We start from the raw sequence: 19,327 nt of genomic DNA, 5'->3' as shown, positions 1-19,327 counted from the left end.
CGGACGATCGGGCGGGCAGGTTCCGGTGTTTCCCGTTTTAGGGGGTAGACGGCTGGCGTAACGGTCAAGGCTCAGGAAGAGGGCGGATCGGATGGACGGGGCTGCCCACAACGGGGAACAGCTGCGACAGGGGCTGGTCGAGGTTTCGGCGGCGTACGAGGGCAGTTCCTCGGACATCGCGCGGGGACGGGAGCTGGCCCGGGAGTTCCTTGCGCGTGTGCAGGCGGCCTACGGGCTTCCGGTGTCCGATCGTGCGATGGACGTGGTCCAGCTGGTGGTCAGCGAGCTGTTGACGAACGCCTGCAAGTACGCGCCCGGCCCGTCCGTGGTCGATCTCCGGCTGACCGGCGGCGGGGTGGAAGTGACGGTGTGGGACTCCGACCCGATGCTGCCGGTGGCCGAGGCCGCCGACCCCGGCCGGGTCGGCCGGCACGGGCTGGAGATCGTCATGGCCGTGTGCCAGAGCTTCGAGGTGCACCGTGAGGCGGTCGGCAAGCGCACGACGGCCGAGGTGCTGCTGGCCGACGACCCGCCCAGGGAAGCCGTCGGCCACCGCCGCTGAGCCGGGCACCGTCGCGCAGTCGCGTCCGGCCCGGGACGCCGGGCACGCACCCGGGCGAGCACCCCGGTACGACCGGCCGACGTGGTCCCGTCCACCCGGCTCACCGGCTTCGCCACGGCACCCGGCACCCTGCTCCGGGCCTTCGCCCTGTCGAACGTGACGGTCCCGGTGCTCGCCGTCCCTCCGGTCGGGACGCCCGGCGGCCCTTTCCCCGCCCCCCCGGCCCCCCGGCCGGCCGCACCACGGCAGCGTCTCCGCCCACTGTCCCGCTCTCGGACCACCGGCGGGCGTCGGAGCCGGGCGAGGCCCGCCCGACCGGACGGGACACCCGCCTCATGCGCCCGGGACACCGGGACGGCCACGGTGGTGGAGCACGTCCGACAGCCGGCCGGTCAGAGGCCGGCCGCACCGTCCATGGGGGAACCATGTCCGCTTCACTCTCGCACCAGCCCTCCACCGGGCCCGCCCCGGGAGCCGTCACCGATCCGGCCTCGCCCCGCGCCGAGCGGCGCGGCTGGGCCTGGGGAGGCATCGTCACCGCGCTCGGCGGTCTCGCCGTGTTCGTCGCCTCCGGCCCGCTGTGGCCCTACGAGGATTCCGACATCGCCGACAACGCCCGCATGGTGGAGCGGCTCGATGGCTCGGCCATGTGGTGGGTGTTCGTCACCCAGGTCGGCTTCACCGCGGCGGCGCTCGGCGCTGCGGTCTTCGGTGCGGGACTGCGCCGCAGGCTGGACCGCCAGTGCCCGGCGGGCAGCCTGGTCCCGGCGGTCGCCGGCCTGGGGGTGCTCCTGGTCGCCGTGATGAGCCTGGTCGGAGCCGGCATGGGCACGGAGGCGTTCCACAACCTGCGGATGGCCGATGACACCGACCCCGACACGATCGTCGGCGAACTGGCCCAGCTCGGCACCTACGGCTGGGCCTGGGCCGGGCTGCTGCTCACCGCGGCGGCGCTCGTCGTCGCGGCCTTCCGGCAGGGCGCGGTGAGCCGGTGGATCGGCGTCGTCAGCCTGCTGTTCGGCCTCCTGCTGCTGGTCACCCAGCTGACGCCGTTCCAGTACATGGCCCTGTTCGTGGGCGTGCCGTACCTGCTGCTCCTCGGGGCGGCGTTCGCCTTCGGACGTAGCCGGCGACTCGACTGACGCGGGTGGTCCGCCGACGGGGGCGGCGGATCGCCTACGCCGTACACGGCAGCGGGCCCGCAGCGTCCGACGCAGGAGGGGCGCTCGCGCGGTGACAACCGCACCGTCTGCTGGGAGCCTTGCCCCGTGGGGGGACGGGGAACAGACGACGAGGCCCGGCAGGGCAGGCACGGCGGAGGCCATCGAGCCTCCGCCGTCGCCGTGCTCGTGGTGGCCTGGGGCCTCGCCGGCACGGCACTGGTCCTGATGGCCCTGGCCGGCGCACCGTGGGACGCGGACCAGTGGTACTTCGTCGTCGACACCGCGGACGCGCTCGTGTACGGCCTGGTGGGGGCCGTCGTCCTGAGCCGGCGCACGCATCCGGTGGCGTGGCTCGTGGCGCTGACCGCCGTCGGCGGCGGCGTGGCCGCGGTGACGGCGCAGGCCGTGGCGCTGTGGGCGCGGGACGCGGACCCCGGGGCCCTGCCGCCGGCCTGGTCGGTGCTGCAGGGCACGGCCTGGGTGCCGGGGACGCTGGCGCTCCTGCTGGTCGTTCCCTACCTGCTGTCGGAGCGGGCGCCGTCGCACGCCGTGCGGGTGGCGATCGCCGTCGGCGCGTTCCTGGTCGCCGGTCTGCTGGCGGTGCGGCTGACGGAACCGTGGCCATGGCCCGAGGGCGAGCCGTACGCACCGCTCGCGGTACGTTCCACCGCGTGGGCAGGGCTGGTGGAGCCCGTGCAGCGGACGCTGCTCGGCTGCGTGGTGGTGCTCGGTCTGCTCGCGGCCGGCCATGCGGCCCGTCGCCGGCTGCGGGACCCGGACGGCCGGGGGCTCGGCTGGCTGGCGGTCGGTACGGCCCTGGTGGCGCTGACGTTCCTGCCCCTGGTCGTGTTCGCGGGGGAGGGGCCGGCCGCGCTGGGCCTGTTCACCCCGCTGACGCATCTGGCCTCCCAGGCGTTCTTCCCGGCGGCCGTCCTGGTGGTCGTGCTGCGGCAACGGCTGTGGGGCATCGACCTGGTGGTCAGCCGGGCGCTCGTGTGGTGGCTGCTCACCGGCCTGCTCGTCGCCGGGTACTTCTGCACGGTCGCCGTGTCCGGGCTGCTGCTGCCGGGGAACGGCACGCTGGGCCGGGTGCTCGCGACCGCGGTGCCGGCGGCCGCCGTCCAGCCCGCGAGGAGCTGGCTGCAGCGGCGCGTCGACCGGCTCGTGCACGGAGAGGCGGCGGCGCCCGCCCTCGGCAAGGTCGGCCGCCACCTGGGCAGCGCGGCCGGTCCGCAGCAGGCGCTCACCGGCATGGTGGAGAGCATCGCCGCGTCCTTCAACCTGGGCTCGGTGCGGATCGTCGACGAGGACGGCACGACACGGGTCGTGGCCGGCGCTCCGGCGGGTGCCGAACCCGTGGTGGTTCCCCTCGTCGTACGCCGCCGCCCGGCCGGACACATGGTGGTGACGGCGCGGCCCGGCGAACGGCTCGACCGGCGCACCCGGTCCGCGCTCGACGAGGTGGCGCCCGTCGTCGCCACCACCGTGCACCTCGTGGCCGTCACCCGTGAACTGCGCGAGTCCCGCGGCAGGCTGGCCGCCGCACGCGACGACGAGCGCCGGGCGCTGCGCCGGGAACTCCACGATCAGCTGGGACCGGCCCTCGCCGGGATCGGCCTGGGCCTGGCCGCCGTGCGCAACCTGCTCCCGGCCGGCTCACCGGCCGATGAGCTGCTGGCCCGGCTGCGCGGCGAGGTCGACGCCCGGGTCGAGGAGGTCCGCGTTCTCGCCCGCGGACTCTTCCCGCCCGTCCTGACGGAACTGGGCCTGGTACCGGCGCTGCGGGAACTGGTGATGCGCCATGAGGCCGACGGCCTCACCGTCGTCGTACGCACCGACCGGGCACCGGGCGCCGCGGACGGGGAGCCCGACATCCCTCGCGAGGCGGCCGGCACCGTCTACGCGGTCGTCGCGGAGGCGCTGCGCAATGTCGTCCGGCACGCCGGGGCGCGGGCCTGCACGGTCGCCGTGGAGAACCCGGCGCCCGACCTGCTCCTGGTGACCGTCGTGGACGACGGCCGCGGCATCGGTCCCTCGAGCCGGGACGGAGTGGGCACCCAGTCCCTGCGGGAACGGGCCGAGGCGCTGGGCGGCACGATCGACTGGGAGCCCGGGGAGGACGGGCACGGCACCCGCGTCGTGCTCCGCGTACCGCTGCGGCCGGAGCAGCCACCGCGCGAGGGGGTCACGGACGGGCCCGGCCACCGGCGGGTGGTGGACGAGCGTGAGCGGGGTGACCCGGCTCGACGGGCAGCCGGTACGGGAACCGGGCGGGGGCGGACAGGGGAGACGGTGACATGAGGGCCGGCAGGGACGCGGGCGGCATCGGACCGGAGCGCACGGCGGAGCCGCTCCGGATCGTCGTCGTGGACGACCATCCGGTCTTCCGCATGGGCATGACCGCGCTGCTGGGCTCCCTGCCCGGACTGTCGGTGGTCGCCGAGGCGGAGTCGATGGAGACGGCACTGACCGCCGCGCGCGTCCGGCAGCCGGACGTGGTCGTCATGGACCTGCACCTGGGCGACCACGCCCCGTCCGGCGTGGTCGCCACCCGGGAGCTCCTGCGGGTCCGGCCGGACACGGCCGTCCTGGTGGTCACCATGCTGGACGACGACGATTCGGTGTTCGCCGCCATGCGGGCCGGGGCCCGCGGCTATCTCCTCAAGGGCGCGTCGCCCACCGAGGTCGAACGCGCCGTCCGGGCGGTCGCCAACGGCGAGGTGATCCTCGGCCCGGCCGTGGCCTCGCGCGCCGTCGCCCATCTGACCGGCAGGCGCTCCACCGGTGGCGGCCCGAGCGCCCTGCCCGAACTGACGACCCGGGAGCGGGAGGTCCTGGACCTCGTGGCCCGCGGCCTGGACAACCTGGCGATCTCGCGGCGTCTGATGCTCAGCCCCAAGACCGTCCGCAACCACCTCTCCAACATCCTTGCCAAGCTGCAGGCGGCCAGCCGCGCCGAGGCGATCGTCCGCGCCCGTCAGGCGGGGCTCGGCGCGGACTGACGGTCGCCGGCCGGCCCCGGGACGCCCGGCCTCACCGGATATCCGGAGCGGTTCACTCCGCAACCTTCGGGAACCCTACGGAAGGAGGGCATCGGGAAGGCTGTGAGGGCTGTGACGCCACGCTGGACGGGCCACCGCCAGAAGGAGGAGCCGGGGAACGCGGGAGCGGACGGCGTTCCCGAGGCCGACTTCGCCCGTGCCGTCCTCCGCGACCTCGGCGCCGGAGTCCTCACCCTCGACCCGAGCGGCCGTATCACCTCGGTGAACCCCTGGGCCGAGCACCTGCTGGGGCGCTCGGCCCGGGAGATGACCGGGCAGGACGCCCACGACCTCCTGCACCGGTACGCCGACGGCAGCCGCGTGCCGCGCGAGCGGTGCACGATGCGCGATCCGCCGTACCGGGCACCCGCCCGGGAGGGCAGCGAGGAGTACTTGCAGCGGGCCGACGGCACCACGGTGCCGATCATCTGGGCCACCACGCCCCTGACCTGGAACGGCCGGCGCGCGGGGCTGGTGGTCGTCTTCCACGACTTCAGCCTGCACCGCAGCGCCGCGGAGGACGCGGCGGCCCGCACCGCCGCGCTGGAGACGCTGACGGGCCAGCTGCACCTGGTGGCCGAGATCTCCACGGTCCTGATCCCCACCGAGGGCACCTCGGGCACGATCCGCAGGCTGCTGCAACTGCTGGTGCCGGAACTGGGACAGTGGGCGGCGGTCGACGTGTGCCCGCGCCGGCAGGACGTCCTGGAACGGGTCGCCGTCCGCAGCAGCGACCACCCCCACCGGGCCCGGCAGCTGCGTGGACCGATCACCTCGCTGCCGGAACCCGCCCGCGCGGCGGTGAAGCGGCTGGCAGGCGGCGACCACCCGGTGCGGCTGACCGCCGACACGCTGCTCCACGACGCGGAGGACCCCTTCGCCGCCACCCACCGCGTGCTGTTCGAGCGGCTCGGCGGGCACACGGCCGTCGCCGTTCCGCTGCGCACCCGCGCGCGGTCCTACGGCATCCTGACCGTGGGGCGCTGCGGGGACGCTCCGGCTCACACCGATGCCGAGATGGCCCTGCTCGCCGACATAGGCCGGCGAGTCGGCCTGGTCATGGACAACGCCCGGCTCTACCACGAGCAGCAGAACGTCGCCGAGACCATGCAACGCCAGCTGCTCACCCCCCTCCCGCAGGTCGACCACGTCCGCATGGCCGCCCGTTACTGGCCCGCGGAGAGTGCCATGGCGGTCGGCGGCGACTGGTACGACGCCTTCCTGCTCTCCGACGGCGTCATGGCGCTCGTCATCGGGGACGTGGTCGGGCACGACCTCAAGGCCGCCGCCCACATGGCCGAGGTGCGCAACATGCTCCGCGCCCTGGCCTGGGACCACCAGGAGCCCCCCAGCCTGATCATGCACCGCCTGGACGAGGCGGTGACCAACACCAGCGACGCGCCCATGGCCACCGTCGTCTTCGCCCGGGTCGAGGGCCCCGAAGGCGGCCCCTGGCAGCTCCACTGGGTCAACGCCGGCCATCCGCCGCCCCTGCTGATCACGCGCGACGGCGGCACCCGCTTCCTGGAGGGCGGCCACGGCCCGCTGATCGGCATGAGCGCCACGCTCCACCTCGGGCTGGACTGGCCCGACGCCCGTGAGGAGCTGCCGCCGGAGAGCATGCTGCTGCTCTACACCGACGGCATGGTGGAGAGCCGTACCCGCCCCATCGATCTCGGCATGGCCGAGCTACGCCACCACGCCGGAGTCCTGGCGCGTCGGCTCAAGGGCTGGAGTGTCGACGAATTCTGCGACGAGCTGCTCGCCCGCATGGCGCCCCGCGGCGACGACGTCGCCCTGCTCGCCCTGCGCCTGCCCGCCGCGGGCGTCGGTGCTCCGGGCGACACCGCTCCGCCCCCGCCCGACCAGTCCGCGTACAGCCCCGCCGACCCCGACCGGGCCGCACCCGGCTCACGCATGCAGGAACCGGAGGTCCTGGACCCGACACACGACGATGCGGAGTAGGTGTCGGCGTCTGACAGGCCGCCAGGTCCCCCGCATGGCGGAGTGGCCGTGGCCCCGGTGAATGCTCCGTAAAGCTCCAACTCGGCGGCTTGTGGCGGGCATTGGTCCGCTACGGGAGGCGAGCGGCGGGGGCGCCGGGGCCCGGGTGCGACTCCCTTGCACGTCCACCGTCCGGTGGACCCGAAAAGTCCGGAAGATACCCCCGTACGCCCGGGACGTTCACCCGGCTGCGCGCTCCGAGTGGTGCGGGACAGGCATCTGGCTGACGGTGAATCACGTCAGGCCCGAGTCACCAGAGCTGACGAAGTGGCAGCTGCTCGGGCATGACGGAAGGAACCTCAGATGCGTTCTGCTCGCAGGATCCTGGCCACAGCGGCGGCCTCGGCCGCCCTCGCGGTCGCCGTTCCCGGCGTCTACGCGGTGGCGAGCGACTGGGACCACGACGACTCTTCCTACAGCAAGGAGAACGACAACGGAAGCAGCCACGACGGCGAGAAGGACAAGGGTTACTCGAACGGCGGCAGCGACAAGGACAACGGTTACTCCAACGGCGACCACGACAAGGACAACGGTTGCTCGAAGGGTGACGACGACAAGGACAAGGGTTACTCCAACGGTGACCACGACAAGCCCCGCGGTGGCGTGCACACCGGTGGCGGCGCCCTGGCCTCGGTGAACGGGGGTGACACGGGTGGCTCCGACGAGTCGGACAAGGACAAGGACGACTACGACAAGGACGACAAGGACGACTACGACAAGGGCGGCAAGGACGACTACGACAAGGACGACTACGACAAGGACGAGTGCTCGAAGGACGACCACGACAAGCCCCGCGGTGGCGTGCACACCGGTGGCGGCGCCCTGGCCTCGGTGAACGGGGGTGACACGGGTGGCTCCGACGAGTCGGACAAGGACAAGGACTCGGGCAACGGCTACAAGGACGACGACTACGACAAGGGACGACGACGACAAGGACCACGGCGACAAGGGCAACGGTTGGTCGAAGGACGACCACGACAAGCCCCGCGGTGGCGTGCACACCGGTGGCGGCGCCCTCGCCGTGCTCAACCAGGACGACTGGGGCGGCTCCGGCAAGGACGACTCGGGGAGCGGCTACAAGGACTCCGGGAGCGACTACTCCGGTAGCGGCTACAAGGACGACAGCGACAAGGGCTCCTGGGGCGGCAGCGACCACGAGAAGCCCCGCGGCGGGATGCACACCGGTGGTGGCGGTCTGGCCGCAGCGCCGACCGTGACCGCGGGCGGTCTGGCGGCCCTGGCCGTCGCCGGCACCGGTCTGTACGCCGTGCGCCGTAAGAAGACGGCTCCCGGGACGGTCTGAACCGTGCCGGGCGTGATAGCGGCCGGGCCGCCACCCCGTACCCCGTGTGGCGGCCCGGCCGGCCCGCCCGTCCGCCCAGCTGCCGTGCACTAGTGAGGTGGTCTTCGATGGCAGCCGCTCCCCCTTCCCCCACCGACGACCAGCCGGTGCCGTCCCGCCAAGGGACGCGCGGAGGCGGTGGCGTGATCATGCTGTGCGCCGCGGCCCTCGTACTCCTCGCGGTGACCCTGTTCGGCGGCAACGACACGTCGTCGGACACCTACCACCCCCCGAACCCTCCGCGGGCAGGCGCGTCGGCCACCCCCCGCGAGAGCCCGTCGGCCACGCCGCGCGACAGCCCGTCGGCCACGCCCCGCGAGAGCCCGTCGGCCACGCGCGAGCGGGACTCGGAGACGAAGCATCTGCCCCGGTCGCAGCCCGTGCGACTGCTCATCCCGAAGATCTCCGTGGACGCCCCCTTCATGGACCTCGCCATCGGCGCAGGCGGACAACTCGAGGCCCCGCCCCCCAACGACACCAACCTCGTCGGCTGGTACGCCAAGGGAATCTCGCCCGGAGAGAGGGGCACCTCGATCATCGCCGGGCACGTCGACACGAAGACGTCCGCGGCCGTCTTCGCGGGCCTCTTCGAGCTGGGCGAGGGTGATGTCTTCCACGTCCGGCGGGCCGACGGACGCACGGCGTCCTTCACGGTCGACAGCGTGGAGACGTTCCAGAAGGACGACTTTCCCAGCCGCCGTGTGTACGACGACACGGACCGGGCCGAGGTGCGGCTCATCACCTGCGCGGGCGCCTACGACCGCGCAGCCCAGGACTACAAGGAAAACCTCGTGGTCTTCGCGCACCTCATCTGACCCCTGCCAGGCCTCGGCGACCCGCTGGTCACCCGCGTAGTTCATACGAGTCGCGCCCCGGTGTGGGCGGGCACAGGATCGAGGCACGCTGGCGTCGCATCACCGCGGCCGACGTTCAGTTCCGCCCCCGCGAAGGAGATGTGCGCAGGATGACCACTACGTCCACCCCTGCTTCAGAACCGCTGACGCGCCAGGCGTCGCACCGTGTCTCCCAGTCCGTGTTCGACGGCTCCAGGCTCCGGGTCGTCCTGCTGGTGGACGTGTACGACGGAGCCCAGCAGCAGTTCCTCGAGACGTACGAGCAACTGCGCAGCCACGTCGAATCCGTCCCCGGGCACATCAGCGAACAGCTGTGCCAGTCCATCGAGAACCCCTCCCAGTGGCTCATCACGAGCGAGTGGGAGAGCGCGCCGCCGTTCCTCGACTGGGTGAGCAGCGAGGAGCACGTGCGGATGGTGAAGCCGCTGCACAGCTGCGTCCGGGACACCCGCTCGCTGCGCTTCCACGTCGTCCGCGAGACCAGCGGCCAGGAGACGAACCAGACCGGCAAGGGCGGACTCCAGGCGTCCCCCCGCATCGGTGACGGCGTGATCCGCCACGCACTGACCTTCACGGTCAAGCCGGGCAGCGAGGCGGCCGTCGCCGAGATCCTCGCCGACTACGCCTCACCCGAGCCGCAGGTCGACGACACCACCCGGCTGTGCCGCACCTCGCTCTTCATGCACGGCAACCGGGTGGTACGGGCCATCGAGGTGCGCGGCGACCTCCTCGCGGCGCTGCACCACGTCGCCCGGCAGCCCGAGGTCCGGGCGGTCGAGGAGGCCATCAACCCGTATCTGGAGCAGCACCGGGACCTCGGCGACCCCGAGTCCGCCCGGGTCTTCTACACACGGGCGGCGCTGCCCGCCGTCCACCATGTGACGGCCGGGCAGGAGGAGCCGGACGCGGAGCGGCACGCGCTGTACTACCCGGCCCGGCCGGGCTGCGGCATGCGGCTGGCCCGGCTGCTCGCCCAGCAGGACGAGGCGGCGGCGGACGACCCGCGCAACCCGGTCCTGTGCAGCACCATCTTCCAGCGCGACGACGTCGTGGTGCGGCTGATCGACGTACGCGGCGGACTCGACGCCGCCGACCTCGCGCCGGCCCTCGGGCTCCCCGACGCCGCCCGGGCGGCCGAGCTCACGACGCTCCCGGCCGGCGGCGCCGACGCCGCGGCGCGGCGGGACGGCGAGCTGGCGCGCCTGCTCGATCACGCCCGTATGGACCTCGTCATCGACCGCCGCGCGCCCGACGCCTGACGGCCCGTCCGGCGCGTGGCGTCCTGCGACCTCCCCCTCCCATGCCGACACAGCACACGATCGGAGCACCCTCGTGACCCAGCCCCGTCCCAGAATCGTGGATCTCTGCGAGATCGCGCCCAACACCCGGCGCGGCGGTGATCTGCGCGCCATGCTCACGCCCAGCACGGTCGGCTCCACCAGCGGTTTCATGGGCGTGGCCATCGTGGAGCCGGGGGACCGCATCGCCGAGCACTACCACCCCTACTCCGAGGAGTTCGTGTACGTCGTCTGCGGGCAGCTGGAGGTGGATCTGGACGGTGAGCCCCACCCGCTGCAGCCCGAGCAGGGCCTGATGATCCCCGCTCATGTGCGGCACCGCTTCCGCAATGTGGGCAACGTGGAGGCCCGCATCGTCTTCCACCTCGGCCCGCTGGCCCCCAGCCCGCCGCTCGGCCACGTCGACACCGAGGAGAGCGACAACGCCCCGGCCGCCGCACAGGAAGCCCGCCTCGCGGCCGGTGCCTCCTGACGGGGCACCGCAGAGCAAAGGAGAGGTACGCATGAACGACCGCATCACCGTGGAAGAGCTCGCCGAGCTGATGAAGAAGACTGCCGGAGTCACCGTTTCCCCGGAGCAGCTCCGCCGGCGCGGCGAGGCCGAGTTCGCCACCTTCGGCATCGACTCGCTCGGACTGCTCGGTGTGGTGGGGGAGCTGGAGAACCGCTACGGGACGCCGATGCCGGCCGACGCCGAGCGGTGCAGGTCCCCCCGGCAGTTCCTCGATCTCGCCAACGGCGCCCTGATGGCGGGGGCCTGACACGGCCGACCGCGGTGACGCCTACGTCACCGCGGTCGGTCCCTGGGAGAAACGGGCCGCCGGCCCCGCGAACGTCGCGGGGCCGGCGGCCCGGGTGCGGTCGGCGCGCGCCGGAGTGATCACTTGGGCACGGTGCAGTCGAACGCGTGCAGGTAGGGGTTGACGGGGCGGATGTCTTCGATGACGAGTCCCGCGTCGGTCAGCCGGGCGATCATGCTCTCGGTGGTGTGCTTCGCCCCGCCGACGTTGAGGAGCAGCAGCAGGTCCATCGCGGTGCTGAACCGCATCGACGGCGTGTCGTCGACGAGGTTCTCGATGACCACGACCCGCGCCCCGGGGCCGCCGGCCTCGATGACGTTGCGCAGCGTCCGCGCGGTGCTCTCGTCGTCCCACTCCAGGATGTTCTTGACGATGTACACATCGGCCTGGACCGGGATCTCCGCACGGCAGTCACCCGGCACGATGCGCACCCGGTCCGCGAGGTCGCCTCCCTCGCGCAGGCGCGGGTCGGCGTTCTCCACCACGCGCGGCAGATCGAGCAGGGTGCCGTGCATCGACGGGTACTTGTCCAGCAGGCTCGCCACCACGTGACCCTGACCGCCGCCGATGTCCGCGACCGACGTGCTCCCCGACAGGTCGAGGAGCGCGGCGACCTCGCGGGCCGACTGCCTGCTGGAGGTCGTCATCGCGAGGTTGAAGACCTCGGCCGACTCGGGGGCGTCCTCGTTGAGGTAGGTGAAGAACTCCTTGCCGTACAGGTCCTCGACGACGTTGCGGCCGGTGCGCACCGCCTCGTCCAGCAGCGGCCAGGCGTCCCAGGTCCACGCCTCGGTGCACCACAGGGCGATGTAGCGCAGGCTGTGCGGATCGTCCTCGCGCAGCAGCCGGGACATGTCGGTGTGCGCGAACGTCCCGTCCCGCCGTTCGGTGAAGACGCCGTAGCAGGACAGGGCCCGCAGCAGCCGGCGCAGCGGCTTGGGCTCGGCCTTCACGGCGGCGGCGAGGTCCTCCACGGCCATGGGACTCTCGCCCAGGGCGTCGGCGACCCCCAGCCGGGCGGCCGCGCGGAGGGCGGCGGCACACGCCGCCCCGAACACGAGCTCCCTGAGCCGCATGGGCGGCGGAGGGGCGGTCTGTGCGGTCGTCATGTGCCGCTTTCCTTCCTTCTCGGGTCCACGGAGGGCTTACGGACGGCCGCTCAGCACAGTCCCGCGGGCTTGGAGGCCCGGCAGGAGTTGCCTGCGAAGGTGTTGCTCCCCGCGGCCTCCGTGTTGACGATGTCGGCGGGGGAGTTGCCGCTCAGCACGTTGTTGCTGATGCGGTTCTGCTCGCTGGTGACACCCACCATGCTCTTGAACAGGACGACGCCGCCCGACATCGGCGAGGAGCCGACGTTGTCCCTGATCACGTTGCCCGTCACCAGCGTCTTCTCGGCGCCGGTCAGGACGATGCCGGAGCCCTCGAGCTTGGGCAGCCGCTCGGTCTTCGGGCAGGACTTGTTGTTCTGCGTGATGCGGTTGCCGCGCACGGTCAGGTGGCCGGCCTTCGGCTTGTTCTCGTCGCCGACGACGAACACGCCGGCGCAGTTGCCGCTGATCCGGTTGCTCGCGACGTCGAGGTTCCGCAGCCGCCGTACGGTGAGGCCGATCCTGTTGTCCTCCAGCCGGTTGCCCGAGACGACGGCGCCCCGGGCGTCCGCGGCGCCCTCCTCGGCCGTGATCGTGTTGGCGAGGAACAGGCCCGCGTCGCCGTTGCCCCGGGCGGTGTTGCCCTGGAACAGGCCGCGTACCGACCGCTCCTGGGCGATGCCCCAGACCCCGTTGTCCAGCGCCGTCACGTTCCGCACGGTCAGCCCGTCCGTCGCCGCGGACAACACACCGGTCCGGGCGAAGCCGGTCACGGTCAGGGAGGAGATGGTGACGTCCTCGACCTTGTTGCCCTGCGTGCCCACCACGCAGATGCCGTTGCCGCCCTCGGCGCAGCTGGTGCCGGCCTTCTGCGTGCTCGGCTTGATCACCGTCGTCCGGCCCATGCCGCGCAGGGTGATTCCGGGCGTGCTCACCGTGACGCTCTCGTAGTAGGTGCCGGAGGTCACGAGAACGGTGTCGCCCGGCTCGGCGGCGTCGACGGCCTGCTGGATCGAGTCGCCGGGCAGGACCACGTGGGTCGAGTGGTTGGCGGCGGCCGACGGAGCGGCGCCGAGCCCGGCACCGACGATCACTGCGGTACACGCGAGATACGCGATGTGGCATTTCTTCATATTCTGCACACTATGTCCGAGGGGTTCTCGGGCAGGGCACATGGGCCATCCGGCGGCGTGTCATTCGCCCCGGCCGCCTGACGGCCCGTCCGGTCGGCCGCTTTCCCGCAGCCCGGTGGCAACCTGGGCCGCATGGGCAACACCGCACTGATCGTCATCGACATGATCAACACCTACGACCACGAGGACGCCGAACTGCTGATTCCTTCGGTGGAGTCCGTGGTGCCGGTGCTCACCGGACTGCTGCGACGGGCGCGGCAGCGGGAGGTGCCCGTGATCTACGTCAACGACAACTTCGGTGAGTGGCGTTCGCACCACGGCGAGATCCTCGACAAGGCCCTGTCGGGTCCGCACGCACACCTGGTCGATCCGCTGCGGCCCGACGACTCGTCCCTCTTCGTGGTGAAGGCCCGTCACTCGATCTTCTACGAGACCCCGTTGACGTACCTGGTCCACCAGCTGGGGATCGACCGGCTCGTGCTGTGCGGGCAGGTGACCGAGCAGTGCGTGCTCTACTCGGCGCTCGACGCGCACATCCGCCACCTGGACGTGGTCGTGCCGCGGGACGCGGTCGCACACATCCACGCCGACCTCGCGGACGCCGCGCTGCGCATGATGCAGCGCAACATGGCGGCGCGGGTCTGCGACAGTCGCGAACTGTGGGCCTGAACGGTCCGCGAGGACCGCACGCGGCCGGGTCGCCGGGTCGCCCGTCGGTTCAGTGCGGCGACAGGCGGCCGCGGATGTCGTCGAAGTGCCGGTGCACGGCGGCCTCCGCGGCCTCCGCGTCACCCGCGCGGACGGCCTCCACGATCCTGGCGTGCATGCGGGCCAGTTCCTCGCCGTCGGCGGCCGTCCCCAGGCCCGGCGCACGCACCCGGTGGAAGGCGCTCCAGAACGTGTCGAGGAGTTCGCTGAGCAGCTCGTTGCCGAGCGACCGGTGGAGCGTGCGGTGGAACCCCCGGTCGGTCCGGGCCGCGATCTCGCCCTCCTCGTGCACCTCCGTGTGCATCCTCGTCACCAGCGCGTCGAGCTCGGCGAGGTCCTCGTCGGGCAGCCGGCCCGCGAGCCGGTGCATGAGCCCCGCCTCCAGCGCCTCGCCGCATCTGAAGGAGTTCGAGCAGGCTGCCCCGGCCCTTGCGGTGGCCGACCACGGTGCGGAACGCCACGGCCTCCGTCAGCGGCTCGAGCGACATGGTGCCGACACAGGTCCCGAAGCCGCGCCGGATCTCGACGATGTGCATGGCCTGGAGGGACTTGAGCGCCTCGCGCAGGGAGTTCCGGCTGACACCGAAACGCTCCATCAGCTCCGTCTCGGTGGGGAGCGGGTCGCCGGGGCCGAGCCCCTGCTCGACGATCAGCTCCTTGATCTTCTCCTCGGCGTCGGCAGCGACCGATCGCATGCGCCGTCCACTCTCGAGCCTTGACATTCCTGCGTTGCCATGTCTCGCTCTACCAGGACATAGGACGTCCTACGTCCCGAGTGACCTGGGAGAACGGCGCGACACCGCCGCCGCAGCCCAGGGTCGGAACAGCACGACCTGGAGTAGCGCATGAGCTTCCCCACGCCTCTGCGAGGCGTCGTCCCCCCGGTCATCACCCCCCTCACCCCGTCGGGGGAGGTGGACGTGCCCTCGGTGCGGCGGCTCACGGCCCATCTGATCGAGGCCGGCGTGCACGGCCTCTTCCTGCTGGGGTCGAGCGGCGAGACCGCCTACCTCACGGACGCCCAACGGCGCACCGCGCTCGAGGCGGCCGTGGACACCGCGGGAGGCCGCGTCCCCGTGCTGGCCGGTGTCATCGACACCACCACGGCCCGCGTACTGGACCGGGCGGCCGACGCCGTCCGGGCCGGCGCCGACGCACTCGTGGCCACGGCCCCCTTCTACACCCGCACGCACCCCGTCGAGATCGCCGACCACTTCCGTCGTGTCCGCTCCGGTGCCGACCTGCCCCTGTTCGCCTACGACATCCCGGTCGCCGTGCACACGAAGCTGCCCCGTGGCCTGGTGCTCGACCTCGCCGCCGACGGCACCCTCACCGGGCTCAAGGACTCCAGCGGCGACGAGGGCTCGCTGCGCCGGCTGCTGGTGGAACTGCGCCGCGGCACACCGGACTTCTCGGTGCTCACCGGCTCCGAGCTCACCGTCGACTGCGCGCTGCTGGCGGGCGCCGACGGCGTCGTGCCCGGACTCGGCAACGTCGACGCCCACGGTTACGTACGGCTCTACGAGGCCGCGCGCGCCGGGGACTGGGCCGCCGCCCGGGCCGAACAGGACCGGCTGGCCGCCCTGTACGCCCTCACCGAGGTGGGCGACCCGGCCGTGATGGGGCCCAGTTCCTCGGCGCTCGGCGCCTTCAAGGCCGCGGTTCACCTGCGCGGCCTCATCGACTGCGCCGCCACCGCCGCGCCCCAGGTACCGCTCGGCGCGGCGGCCGTGGCCCGGGTCCGCACCCATCTGGCCGAGGCCGGACTCCTGTGACCCCGGCCGGGCCCGTCCGCCCGGTCCCCGGCCCCGCCGCGCGTCTTCTCACCGCACTGGATCCCACATGTCATCTGCGCGCACCACGCCACCGTCCCCGCCTGGTACCGCGAGGTCGGCCGGGAGAAGTGGAAGTCGTTCCTCGCCGCCTGGATCGGCTACCTCCTTGACGGCTTCGACTTCGTCCTGATCACCCTCGTACTGACCGAGATCGCCGACGACTTCGGCCTGTCCGCCGTCGAATCCCCGAGTCTGGTCTCCGGTGCCTTCATCACCCGCCGGCTCGGCGGCGCCGTCCTCGGCGCGCTCGGTGACCGCTTCGGCCGCAAGAGCGCCATGGTCGTCAGCATCCTGCTGTACTCGGTCGGCACGTTCGCCTGGGACTACACCAGCCTGTTCACTGCCCGTCTGCTGATCGGCATGGGCATGGCCGGCGAGTACAGCGCCGGTGCCACATACGTGCTCGAGCCGGCTGCCCAACCGGGCCTCCGGATTCCCCATCTCGGGCTTCTCCCCGGGGCGACCCCCAGCCCGCTGAGGGCGCGCTCGTGTCGGAGGAGCTACTGCGCCTCATCCGACACGAGCACCCAGGTCGAGCCGCAGAAGATCGCCGTCTCCATCGACCCCTCGGGCGGCGGCCGGGACGTCGCCGGCGTCCTGGGCGGCTTCCTCGGCGACAACGGCCGCGTGTGGGTCACCCACGACACGTCGGGGCCGATGCCGTCTGCAGAGTGGTCCACCGTGACGGCCCTGCTCGCCTACGAGACGAACGCGGCGATCATCTACGTCGAGTGGAACTTCGGCCGAGACATGTGCGTGCTGGCAATCAGCACGTCCTGGGAGACCCTCCAGCCTGAAGGGATGATTCCCGACGGCGTGCTGATGCCCGCCATCCAGCCGGGGCGCGCCAGGCAAGGCAAACTGCTCCGCGCGGAGCAGTTTGCCCAGCGGATGGTGCAGGACAAGGTGCGCTTCCGCGGCCTGTTCACCGACCTCAAGCGGGAGTGGGCGACGTGGCAGCCCGCCGACCCGGACTCGCCGGGAGGCATAGACTCCTCATGCGTGCTGATCTGCGGCCTGATCCCGGAGGCCAACCAGGGCGCCATCGTGAACCCGCCGCAGCCGGGACAGGTCGACAGCCTGATGCTGCACCTGTCCACCGCCGCCCTGTCTGCTTCGCCTACCTGTCCGGGATGCGGCCGGAGGAGGTCCTGACGCTACGCAGCGGCTGCTGCACCCGTCAGGACCGCGGCGACGGCACCGGGCGCTCGCAGGTGACCGGCCGGCACTTCAAGGGCGTGCTGGAATCAGGCACCGGCCACGCGGGCCGCCAGCTCCTTCGCCTTCCCGGCCGCCTGGGCGAGGGCCTGCTCGCGGGAGGCCTCGGACAGCGGGATCAGCTCGGCCATCGCCGGGTTGACCTTGGCGAGGGTCAGTTCCGGGATGATGACGTGCACTTCGAGCTGGAAGAAGTCGGTGAGGGCCTTCTCCAGGAACGTCGCGGCGAAGTCCGCGCCCTCACGGGGGGTGCCCGGGCCGTAGGCGCCACCGCGGGAGGCGACGACCACGGCCGGCTTGCCGGCGAGGGTGCTGTTCTCACCGGCGGTGCGGCCCATGATGACGACCTGGTCCAGCCACGCCTTCAGGGTCGACGGGATCGTCAGGTTGTACATCGGGGCGCCGATCAGGATGACGTCCGCGTTCTCCAGCTCGGTGGCGAGCTCGTCGCGCAGGGCCATGGCGGCCTTCTGCTCGTCGTTGTGGGTGGCCGGGTCCGAGAAACCGGCGGAGATGCCCGCGGCGTCCAGGTGCGGCACCGGCTGGGCGCCCAGGTCGCGGTAGACGACCGTGCCCTCCGGGTGCTGGGCGAGCCAGTTCTCCTTGAAGGCCTGGGTGACGTCACGAGAGGTGGAGCCGAACGGGAGGGCGGAGGAATCAATGTGAAGCAGGGTGGCCATGGCCGTTCTCCTAAGTCAAAATAAGCAATGAACAAACTCGCAGGGGCTTCCCCACTCGCATCAGCTTACTTTTTCTTAGCTGCAGCGCAAACCGGAGGTAGGCTGGTCACATGGCGGACACAGAAGCGACGGCAACGGCAGCCCTCCACGGGGACGTCGAGATGTGCGTCGCGGCTGGTAGCGCGATCGAGCGTGCCTTCAAGCTGTTGGGTAAGCGCTGGATCGGCATCGTCATGGCGTCGCTTATGGGCGGCCCGGTCCACTTCGCAGACCTGCGGCGCACGGTCCCTGGCATCAGCGAGCGCATGCTCTCCGACCGCCTCACCGAGCTGCAGGCCGCCGGCCTGGTCGTCCGCGAGGTGCACTCGGGCCCCCCGCTCCGCGTCGCCTACCGCCTCACCGACGCGGGCTGCGCGCTGCGCCCCGCGCTGGACGAGCTCCGCGACTGGGCCGAAACCCACCTCCCCGCGGGCAACGAAACGTGCGACGACAGCGGGTGCGGGTAGCCGGGGGCCGCTCAGACGGAACGTGTCGCGCCGGCGCCCGGCCCGGCCAATGCTCTGTTCGGTGATACCGAGGAGCCGCATCAGCTTGAGCACGGCGCGGGTCCCGAAGGCCTCTTTGAGGATCCGGTCCTGCCGCAGGCCGTCCAGGGTCAGCCGCTCCGGCAGGACAGCGACGAAACCCCCGCTCTGCCAGCGTCATTGGCCAAACGGCAACACGCGGGAACCGTCCGCAGAAGCGGTGCGCGCCGCGGTGGCGCACGTTGCGGGCCCCGACCGCGGTCAGGGCCTCGCGCAGCCAGAGGGCCGGGACACCACCCGGAGACGGCCGTGGGGCTTCGAGCGCGACGAGCTGGGCGACGGCGTACTCGTGTCCCTGCTCCTGGCGGCGGATCGTCTGCGCCGCCAGGGCGTGGAAGACGGTGCCGTCCGGCAGGAGCTTCACCGTGCGGGCCGTTGCCCGGCCGGTGTACACGGCGTTCGTCGCGGCGTAGGTCGTGCCCACGTGCCCGGGCATCACCAGCACCCGGGAGCTGGTCCGGCGCGGGGACGGGATCGGCGAACGAGCCGACCCCGCGCACTCCATCGGCGAGCAGAGCCTCGTGTCATATCGGTTGCGCAGCTTCGGCAGTGAGGCTTCGCATCGGTGCGGGTGGGATGGTGCGACTGGGCTGATCGGACTTCCAGGCAGCAGCCACCGGTGGTCCTCGCGGTAGGTCGGGTTTGGACCAGCAGGACGCGGCCGAGCGGCGAAGTACGACGACGACCACAGCGTGGGCAGCTTGCTCTTCAGATGAGGGAACTCCTCCCGCAGGACGCGGGAGGTGAAGCCCTTGAACTGGTTCGCGACATACGAAGCCGAGGCTTTCGGGTCGTGCCTGACGAACAGGTCACGTGGTCCGGCATCACCTCAAAAGCGATGATCTCCCATCCGCGCTCTTCCGCCTTCTGCCGGATCAGCTCCTCCAGCCGTACCGCGACCCGGCCGCCGAGGACCGGACGGCGGTACTTCGGGCACCACACCACGTGGAGCCCGAGGTCGTACACGCCGCTGGAGAACCGGCGAACTTCTCTGGGCACAGTCACGTGATCGATATA

General features: G+C 72.0%; 18 protein-coding genes and 3 pseudogenes. 16 read left to right on the top strand and 5 right to left on the bottom strand.

Translation table 11 applies throughout. The annotated features are described in order from the left end of the window. Positions 1–91 precede the first annotated feature (91 nt). The 11 genes from IE260_RS27945 (at position 92) to IE260_RS27900 (ending at position 11,025) form a co-directional block, all read left to right on the top strand. Positions 92–562: an ATP-binding protein gene (locus IE260_RS27945; protein ID WP_189876661.1), complete on the top strand. Its 471-nt coding sequence runs from the start codon at positions 92–94 to the stop codon at positions 560–562. A gap of 425 nt (positions 563–987) precedes the next feature. Further along, complete coding sequence (locus IE260_RS27940; RefSeq protein ID WP_189876659.1) at positions 988–1,704, top strand: hypothetical protein; 717 nt, start codon at positions 988–990, stop codon at positions 1,702–1,704. Between the two features lie 126 nt (positions 1,705–1,830). Next, positions 1,831–4,026: a sensor histidine kinase gene (locus IE260_RS27935; protein ID WP_189876657.1), complete on the top strand. Its 2,196-nt coding sequence runs from the start codon at positions 1,831–1,833 to the stop codon at positions 4,024–4,026. After that, on the top strand, positions 4,023–4,727 hold the full coding sequence (locus IE260_RS27930) for a response regulator (RefSeq protein WP_189876655.1): 705 nt from the start codon (positions 4,023–4,025) through the stop codon (positions 4,725–4,727). The genes IE260_RS27935 and IE260_RS27930 overlap by 4 nt, the downstream gene beginning before the upstream one ends. Before the next feature lie 111 nt (positions 4,728–4,838). Then, the gene (locus IE260_RS27925; RefSeq protein ID WP_189876653.1) at positions 4,839–6,731 is read left to right on the top strand and encodes a SpoIIE family protein phosphatase; all 1,893 of its coding nucleotides are present in this window, start codon (positions 4,839–4,841) and stop codon (positions 6,729–6,731) included. A gap of 342 nt (positions 6,732–7,073) precedes the next feature. Then, on the top strand, positions 7,074–7,877 hold the full coding sequence (locus IE260_RS42860; protein WP_308434703.1) for a hypothetical protein: 804 nt from the start codon (positions 7,074–7,076) through the stop codon (positions 7,875–7,877). Then, positions 7,792–8,073 (top strand): hypothetical protein, encoded by a 282-nt coding sequence (locus IE260_RS42005; RefSeq protein ID WP_308434702.1) that lies wholly within the window; start codon positions 7,792–7,794, stop codon positions 8,071–8,073. Before IE260_RS42860 ends, IE260_RS42005 begins: the two co-directional genes overlap by 86 nt. A 107-nt stretch (positions 8,074–8,180) precedes the next feature. After that, entirely contained in the window at positions 8,181–8,927 is a 747-nt protein-coding gene (locus IE260_RS27915; RefSeq protein ID WP_189876651.1) for a class F sortase, read from the top strand. A gap of 149 nt (positions 8,928–9,076) precedes the next feature. Further along, the gene (locus IE260_RS27910; RefSeq protein ID WP_189876649.1) at positions 9,077–10,225 is read left to right on the top strand and encodes a SchA/CurD-like domain-containing protein; all 1,149 of its coding nucleotides are present in this window, start codon (positions 9,077–9,079) and stop codon (positions 10,223–10,225) included. 97 nt (positions 10,226–10,322) lie between these two features. Further along, a complete protein-coding gene (locus IE260_RS27905) occupies positions 10,323–10,736 on the top strand; it encodes a cupin domain-containing protein (protein WP_189876949.1) in 414 nt (137 codons plus the stop codon). A gap of 31 nt (positions 10,737–10,767) precedes the next feature. Further along, entirely contained in the window at positions 10,768–11,025 is a 258-nt protein-coding gene (locus IE260_RS27900; protein ID WP_189876647.1) for an acyl carrier protein, read from the top strand. A gap of 119 nt (positions 11,026–11,144) precedes the next feature. On the opposite strand, the gene IE260_RS27895 is transcribed toward IE260_RS27900, so the two are convergent. Together IE260_RS27895 and IE260_RS27890 are read right to left on the bottom strand one after the other, a co-directional pair. Next, positions 11,145–12,173: a methyltransferase gene (locus IE260_RS27895; RefSeq protein ID WP_189876646.1), complete on the bottom strand. Its 1,029-nt coding sequence runs from the start codon at positions 12,171–12,173 to the stop codon at positions 11,145–11,147. A 50-nt stretch (positions 12,174–12,223) separates the two neighbouring features. After that, on the bottom strand, positions 12,224–13,285 hold the full coding sequence (locus tag IE260_RS27890; protein ID WP_189876644.1) for a right-handed parallel beta-helix repeat-containing protein: 1,062 nt from the start codon (positions 13,283–13,285) through the stop codon (positions 12,224–12,226). Between the two features lie 132 nt (positions 13,286–13,417). Between IE260_RS27890 and IE260_RS27885 the strand changes: the two genes are divergently transcribed. Then, positions 13,418–13,954: a cysteine hydrolase family protein gene (locus IE260_RS27885; protein WP_189876642.1), complete on the top strand. Its 537-nt coding sequence runs from the start codon at positions 13,418–13,420 to the stop codon at positions 13,952–13,954. Positions 13,955–14,003: 49 nt separating this feature from the next. On the opposite strand, the pseudogene IE260_RS27880 reads toward IE260_RS27885, so the two are convergent. Beyond that, a pseudogene (locus tag IE260_RS27880) lies at positions 14,004–14,688 on the bottom strand (FadR/GntR family transcriptional regulator). Positions 14,689–14,838: 150 nt separating this feature from the next. Here IE260_RS27880 and IE260_RS27875 point away from each other — a divergent pair. The 3 genes and pseudogenes from IE260_RS27875 (at position 14,839) to IE260_RS41995 (ending at position 16,983) form a co-directional block, all read left to right on the top strand. Then, positions 14,839–15,768, top strand: a complete 930-nt coding sequence (locus IE260_RS27875) for a dihydrodipicolinate synthase family protein (RefSeq protein ID WP_189876640.1) — start codon at positions 14,839–14,841, stop codon at positions 15,766–15,768. A 72-nt stretch (positions 15,769–15,840) separates the two neighbouring features. After that, positions 15,841–16,288, top strand: a pseudogene (locus tag IE260_RS42000) (MFS transporter); the annotation flags it as partial. 221 nt (positions 16,289–16,509) lie between these two features. Then, positions 16,510–16,983, top strand: coding sequence for a hypothetical protein (locus IE260_RS41995; protein ID WP_229881362.1), 474 nt, complete (start codon positions 16,510–16,512; stop codon positions 16,981–16,983). Positions 16,984–17,075: 92 nt separating this feature from the next. Here IE260_RS41995 and IE260_RS27865 read toward each other — a convergent pair whose 3' ends face one another. Then, a complete protein-coding gene (locus IE260_RS27865) occupies positions 17,076–17,726 on the bottom strand; it encodes an FMN-dependent NADH-azoreductase (protein ID WP_189876638.1) in 651 nt (216 codons plus the stop codon). A gap of 161 nt (positions 17,727–17,887) precedes the next feature. On the opposite strand from IE260_RS27865, the gene IE260_RS27860 reads away from it, so the two are divergent. Then, entirely contained in the window at positions 17,888–18,232 is a 345-nt protein-coding gene (locus IE260_RS27860) for a winged helix-turn-helix transcriptional regulator (protein WP_229881391.1), read from the top strand. Positions 18,233–18,974: 742 nt separating this feature from the next. Here IE260_RS27860 and tnpA read toward each other — a convergent pair. Beyond that, positions 18,975–19,315: pseudogene (gene tnpA / locus IE260_RS43400) on the bottom strand (IS200/IS605 family transposase); the annotation flags it as partial. Positions 19,316–19,327: the final 12 nt, after the last annotated feature.

The sequence above is a fragment of the Streptomyces viridiviolaceus genome (genome assembly GCF_014650995.1).
Lineage (GTDB): Bacteria > Actinomycetota > Actinomycetes > Streptomycetales > Streptomycetaceae > Streptomyces > Streptomyces viridiviolaceus.
Note: the sequence above shows the minus strand (reverse complement) of the source record. Positions and strands in the feature narration are given on the sequence as shown.

What these genes read in the sequence shown, in the direction of transcription:
- IE260_RS27945 (WP_189876661.1), top strand. Translation starts at nt 92, where the DNA reads ATGGACGGGGCTGCCCACAACGGGGAACAGCTGCGACAGGGGCTGGTC.
- IE260_RS27940 (WP_189876659.1), top strand. Translation starts at nt 988, where the DNA reads ATGTCCGCTTCACTCTCGCACCAGCCCTCCACCGGGCCCGCCCCGGGA.
- IE260_RS27930 (WP_189876655.1), top strand. Translation starts at nt 4,023, where the DNA reads ATGAGGGCCGGCAGGGACGCGGGCGGCATCGGACCGGAGCGCACGGCG.
- IE260_RS42860 (WP_308434703.1), top strand. Translation starts at nt 7,074, where the DNA reads ATGCGTTCTGCTCGCAGGATCCTGGCCACAGCGGCGGCCTCGGCCGCC.
- IE260_RS27915 (WP_189876651.1), top strand. Translation starts at nt 8,181, where the DNA reads ATGGCAGCCGCTCCCCCTTCCCCCACCGACGACCAGCCGGTGCCGTCC.
- IE260_RS27910 (WP_189876649.1), top strand. Translation starts at nt 9,077, where the DNA reads ATGACCACTACGTCCACCCCTGCTTCAGAACCGCTGACGCGCCAGGCG.
- IE260_RS27900 (WP_189876647.1), top strand. Translation starts at nt 10,768, where the DNA reads ATGAACGACCGCATCACCGTGGAAGAGCTCGCCGAGCTGATGAAGAAG.
- IE260_RS27895 (WP_189876646.1), bottom strand. Translation starts at nt 12,173, where the DNA reads ATGACGACCGCACAGACCGCCCCTCCGCCGCCCATGCGGCTCAGGGAG.
- IE260_RS27890 (WP_189876644.1), bottom strand. Translation starts at nt 13,285, where the DNA reads ATGAAGAAATGCCACATCGCGTATCTCGCGTGTACCGCAGTGATCGTC.
- IE260_RS27885 (WP_189876642.1), top strand. Translation starts at nt 13,418, where the DNA reads ATGGGCAACACCGCACTGATCGTCATCGACATGATCAACACCTACGAC.
- IE260_RS27875 (WP_189876640.1), top strand. Translation starts at nt 14,839, where the DNA reads ATGAGCTTCCCCACGCCTCTGCGAGGCGTCGTCCCCCCGGTCATCACC.
- IE260_RS27865 (WP_189876638.1), bottom strand. Translation starts at nt 17,726, where the DNA reads ATGGCCACCCTGCTTCACATTGATTCCTCCGCCCTCCCGTTCGGCTCC.
- IE260_RS27860 (WP_229881391.1), top strand. Translation starts at nt 17,888, where the DNA reads ATGTGCGTCGCGGCTGGTAGCGCGATCGAGCGTGCCTTCAAGCTGTTG.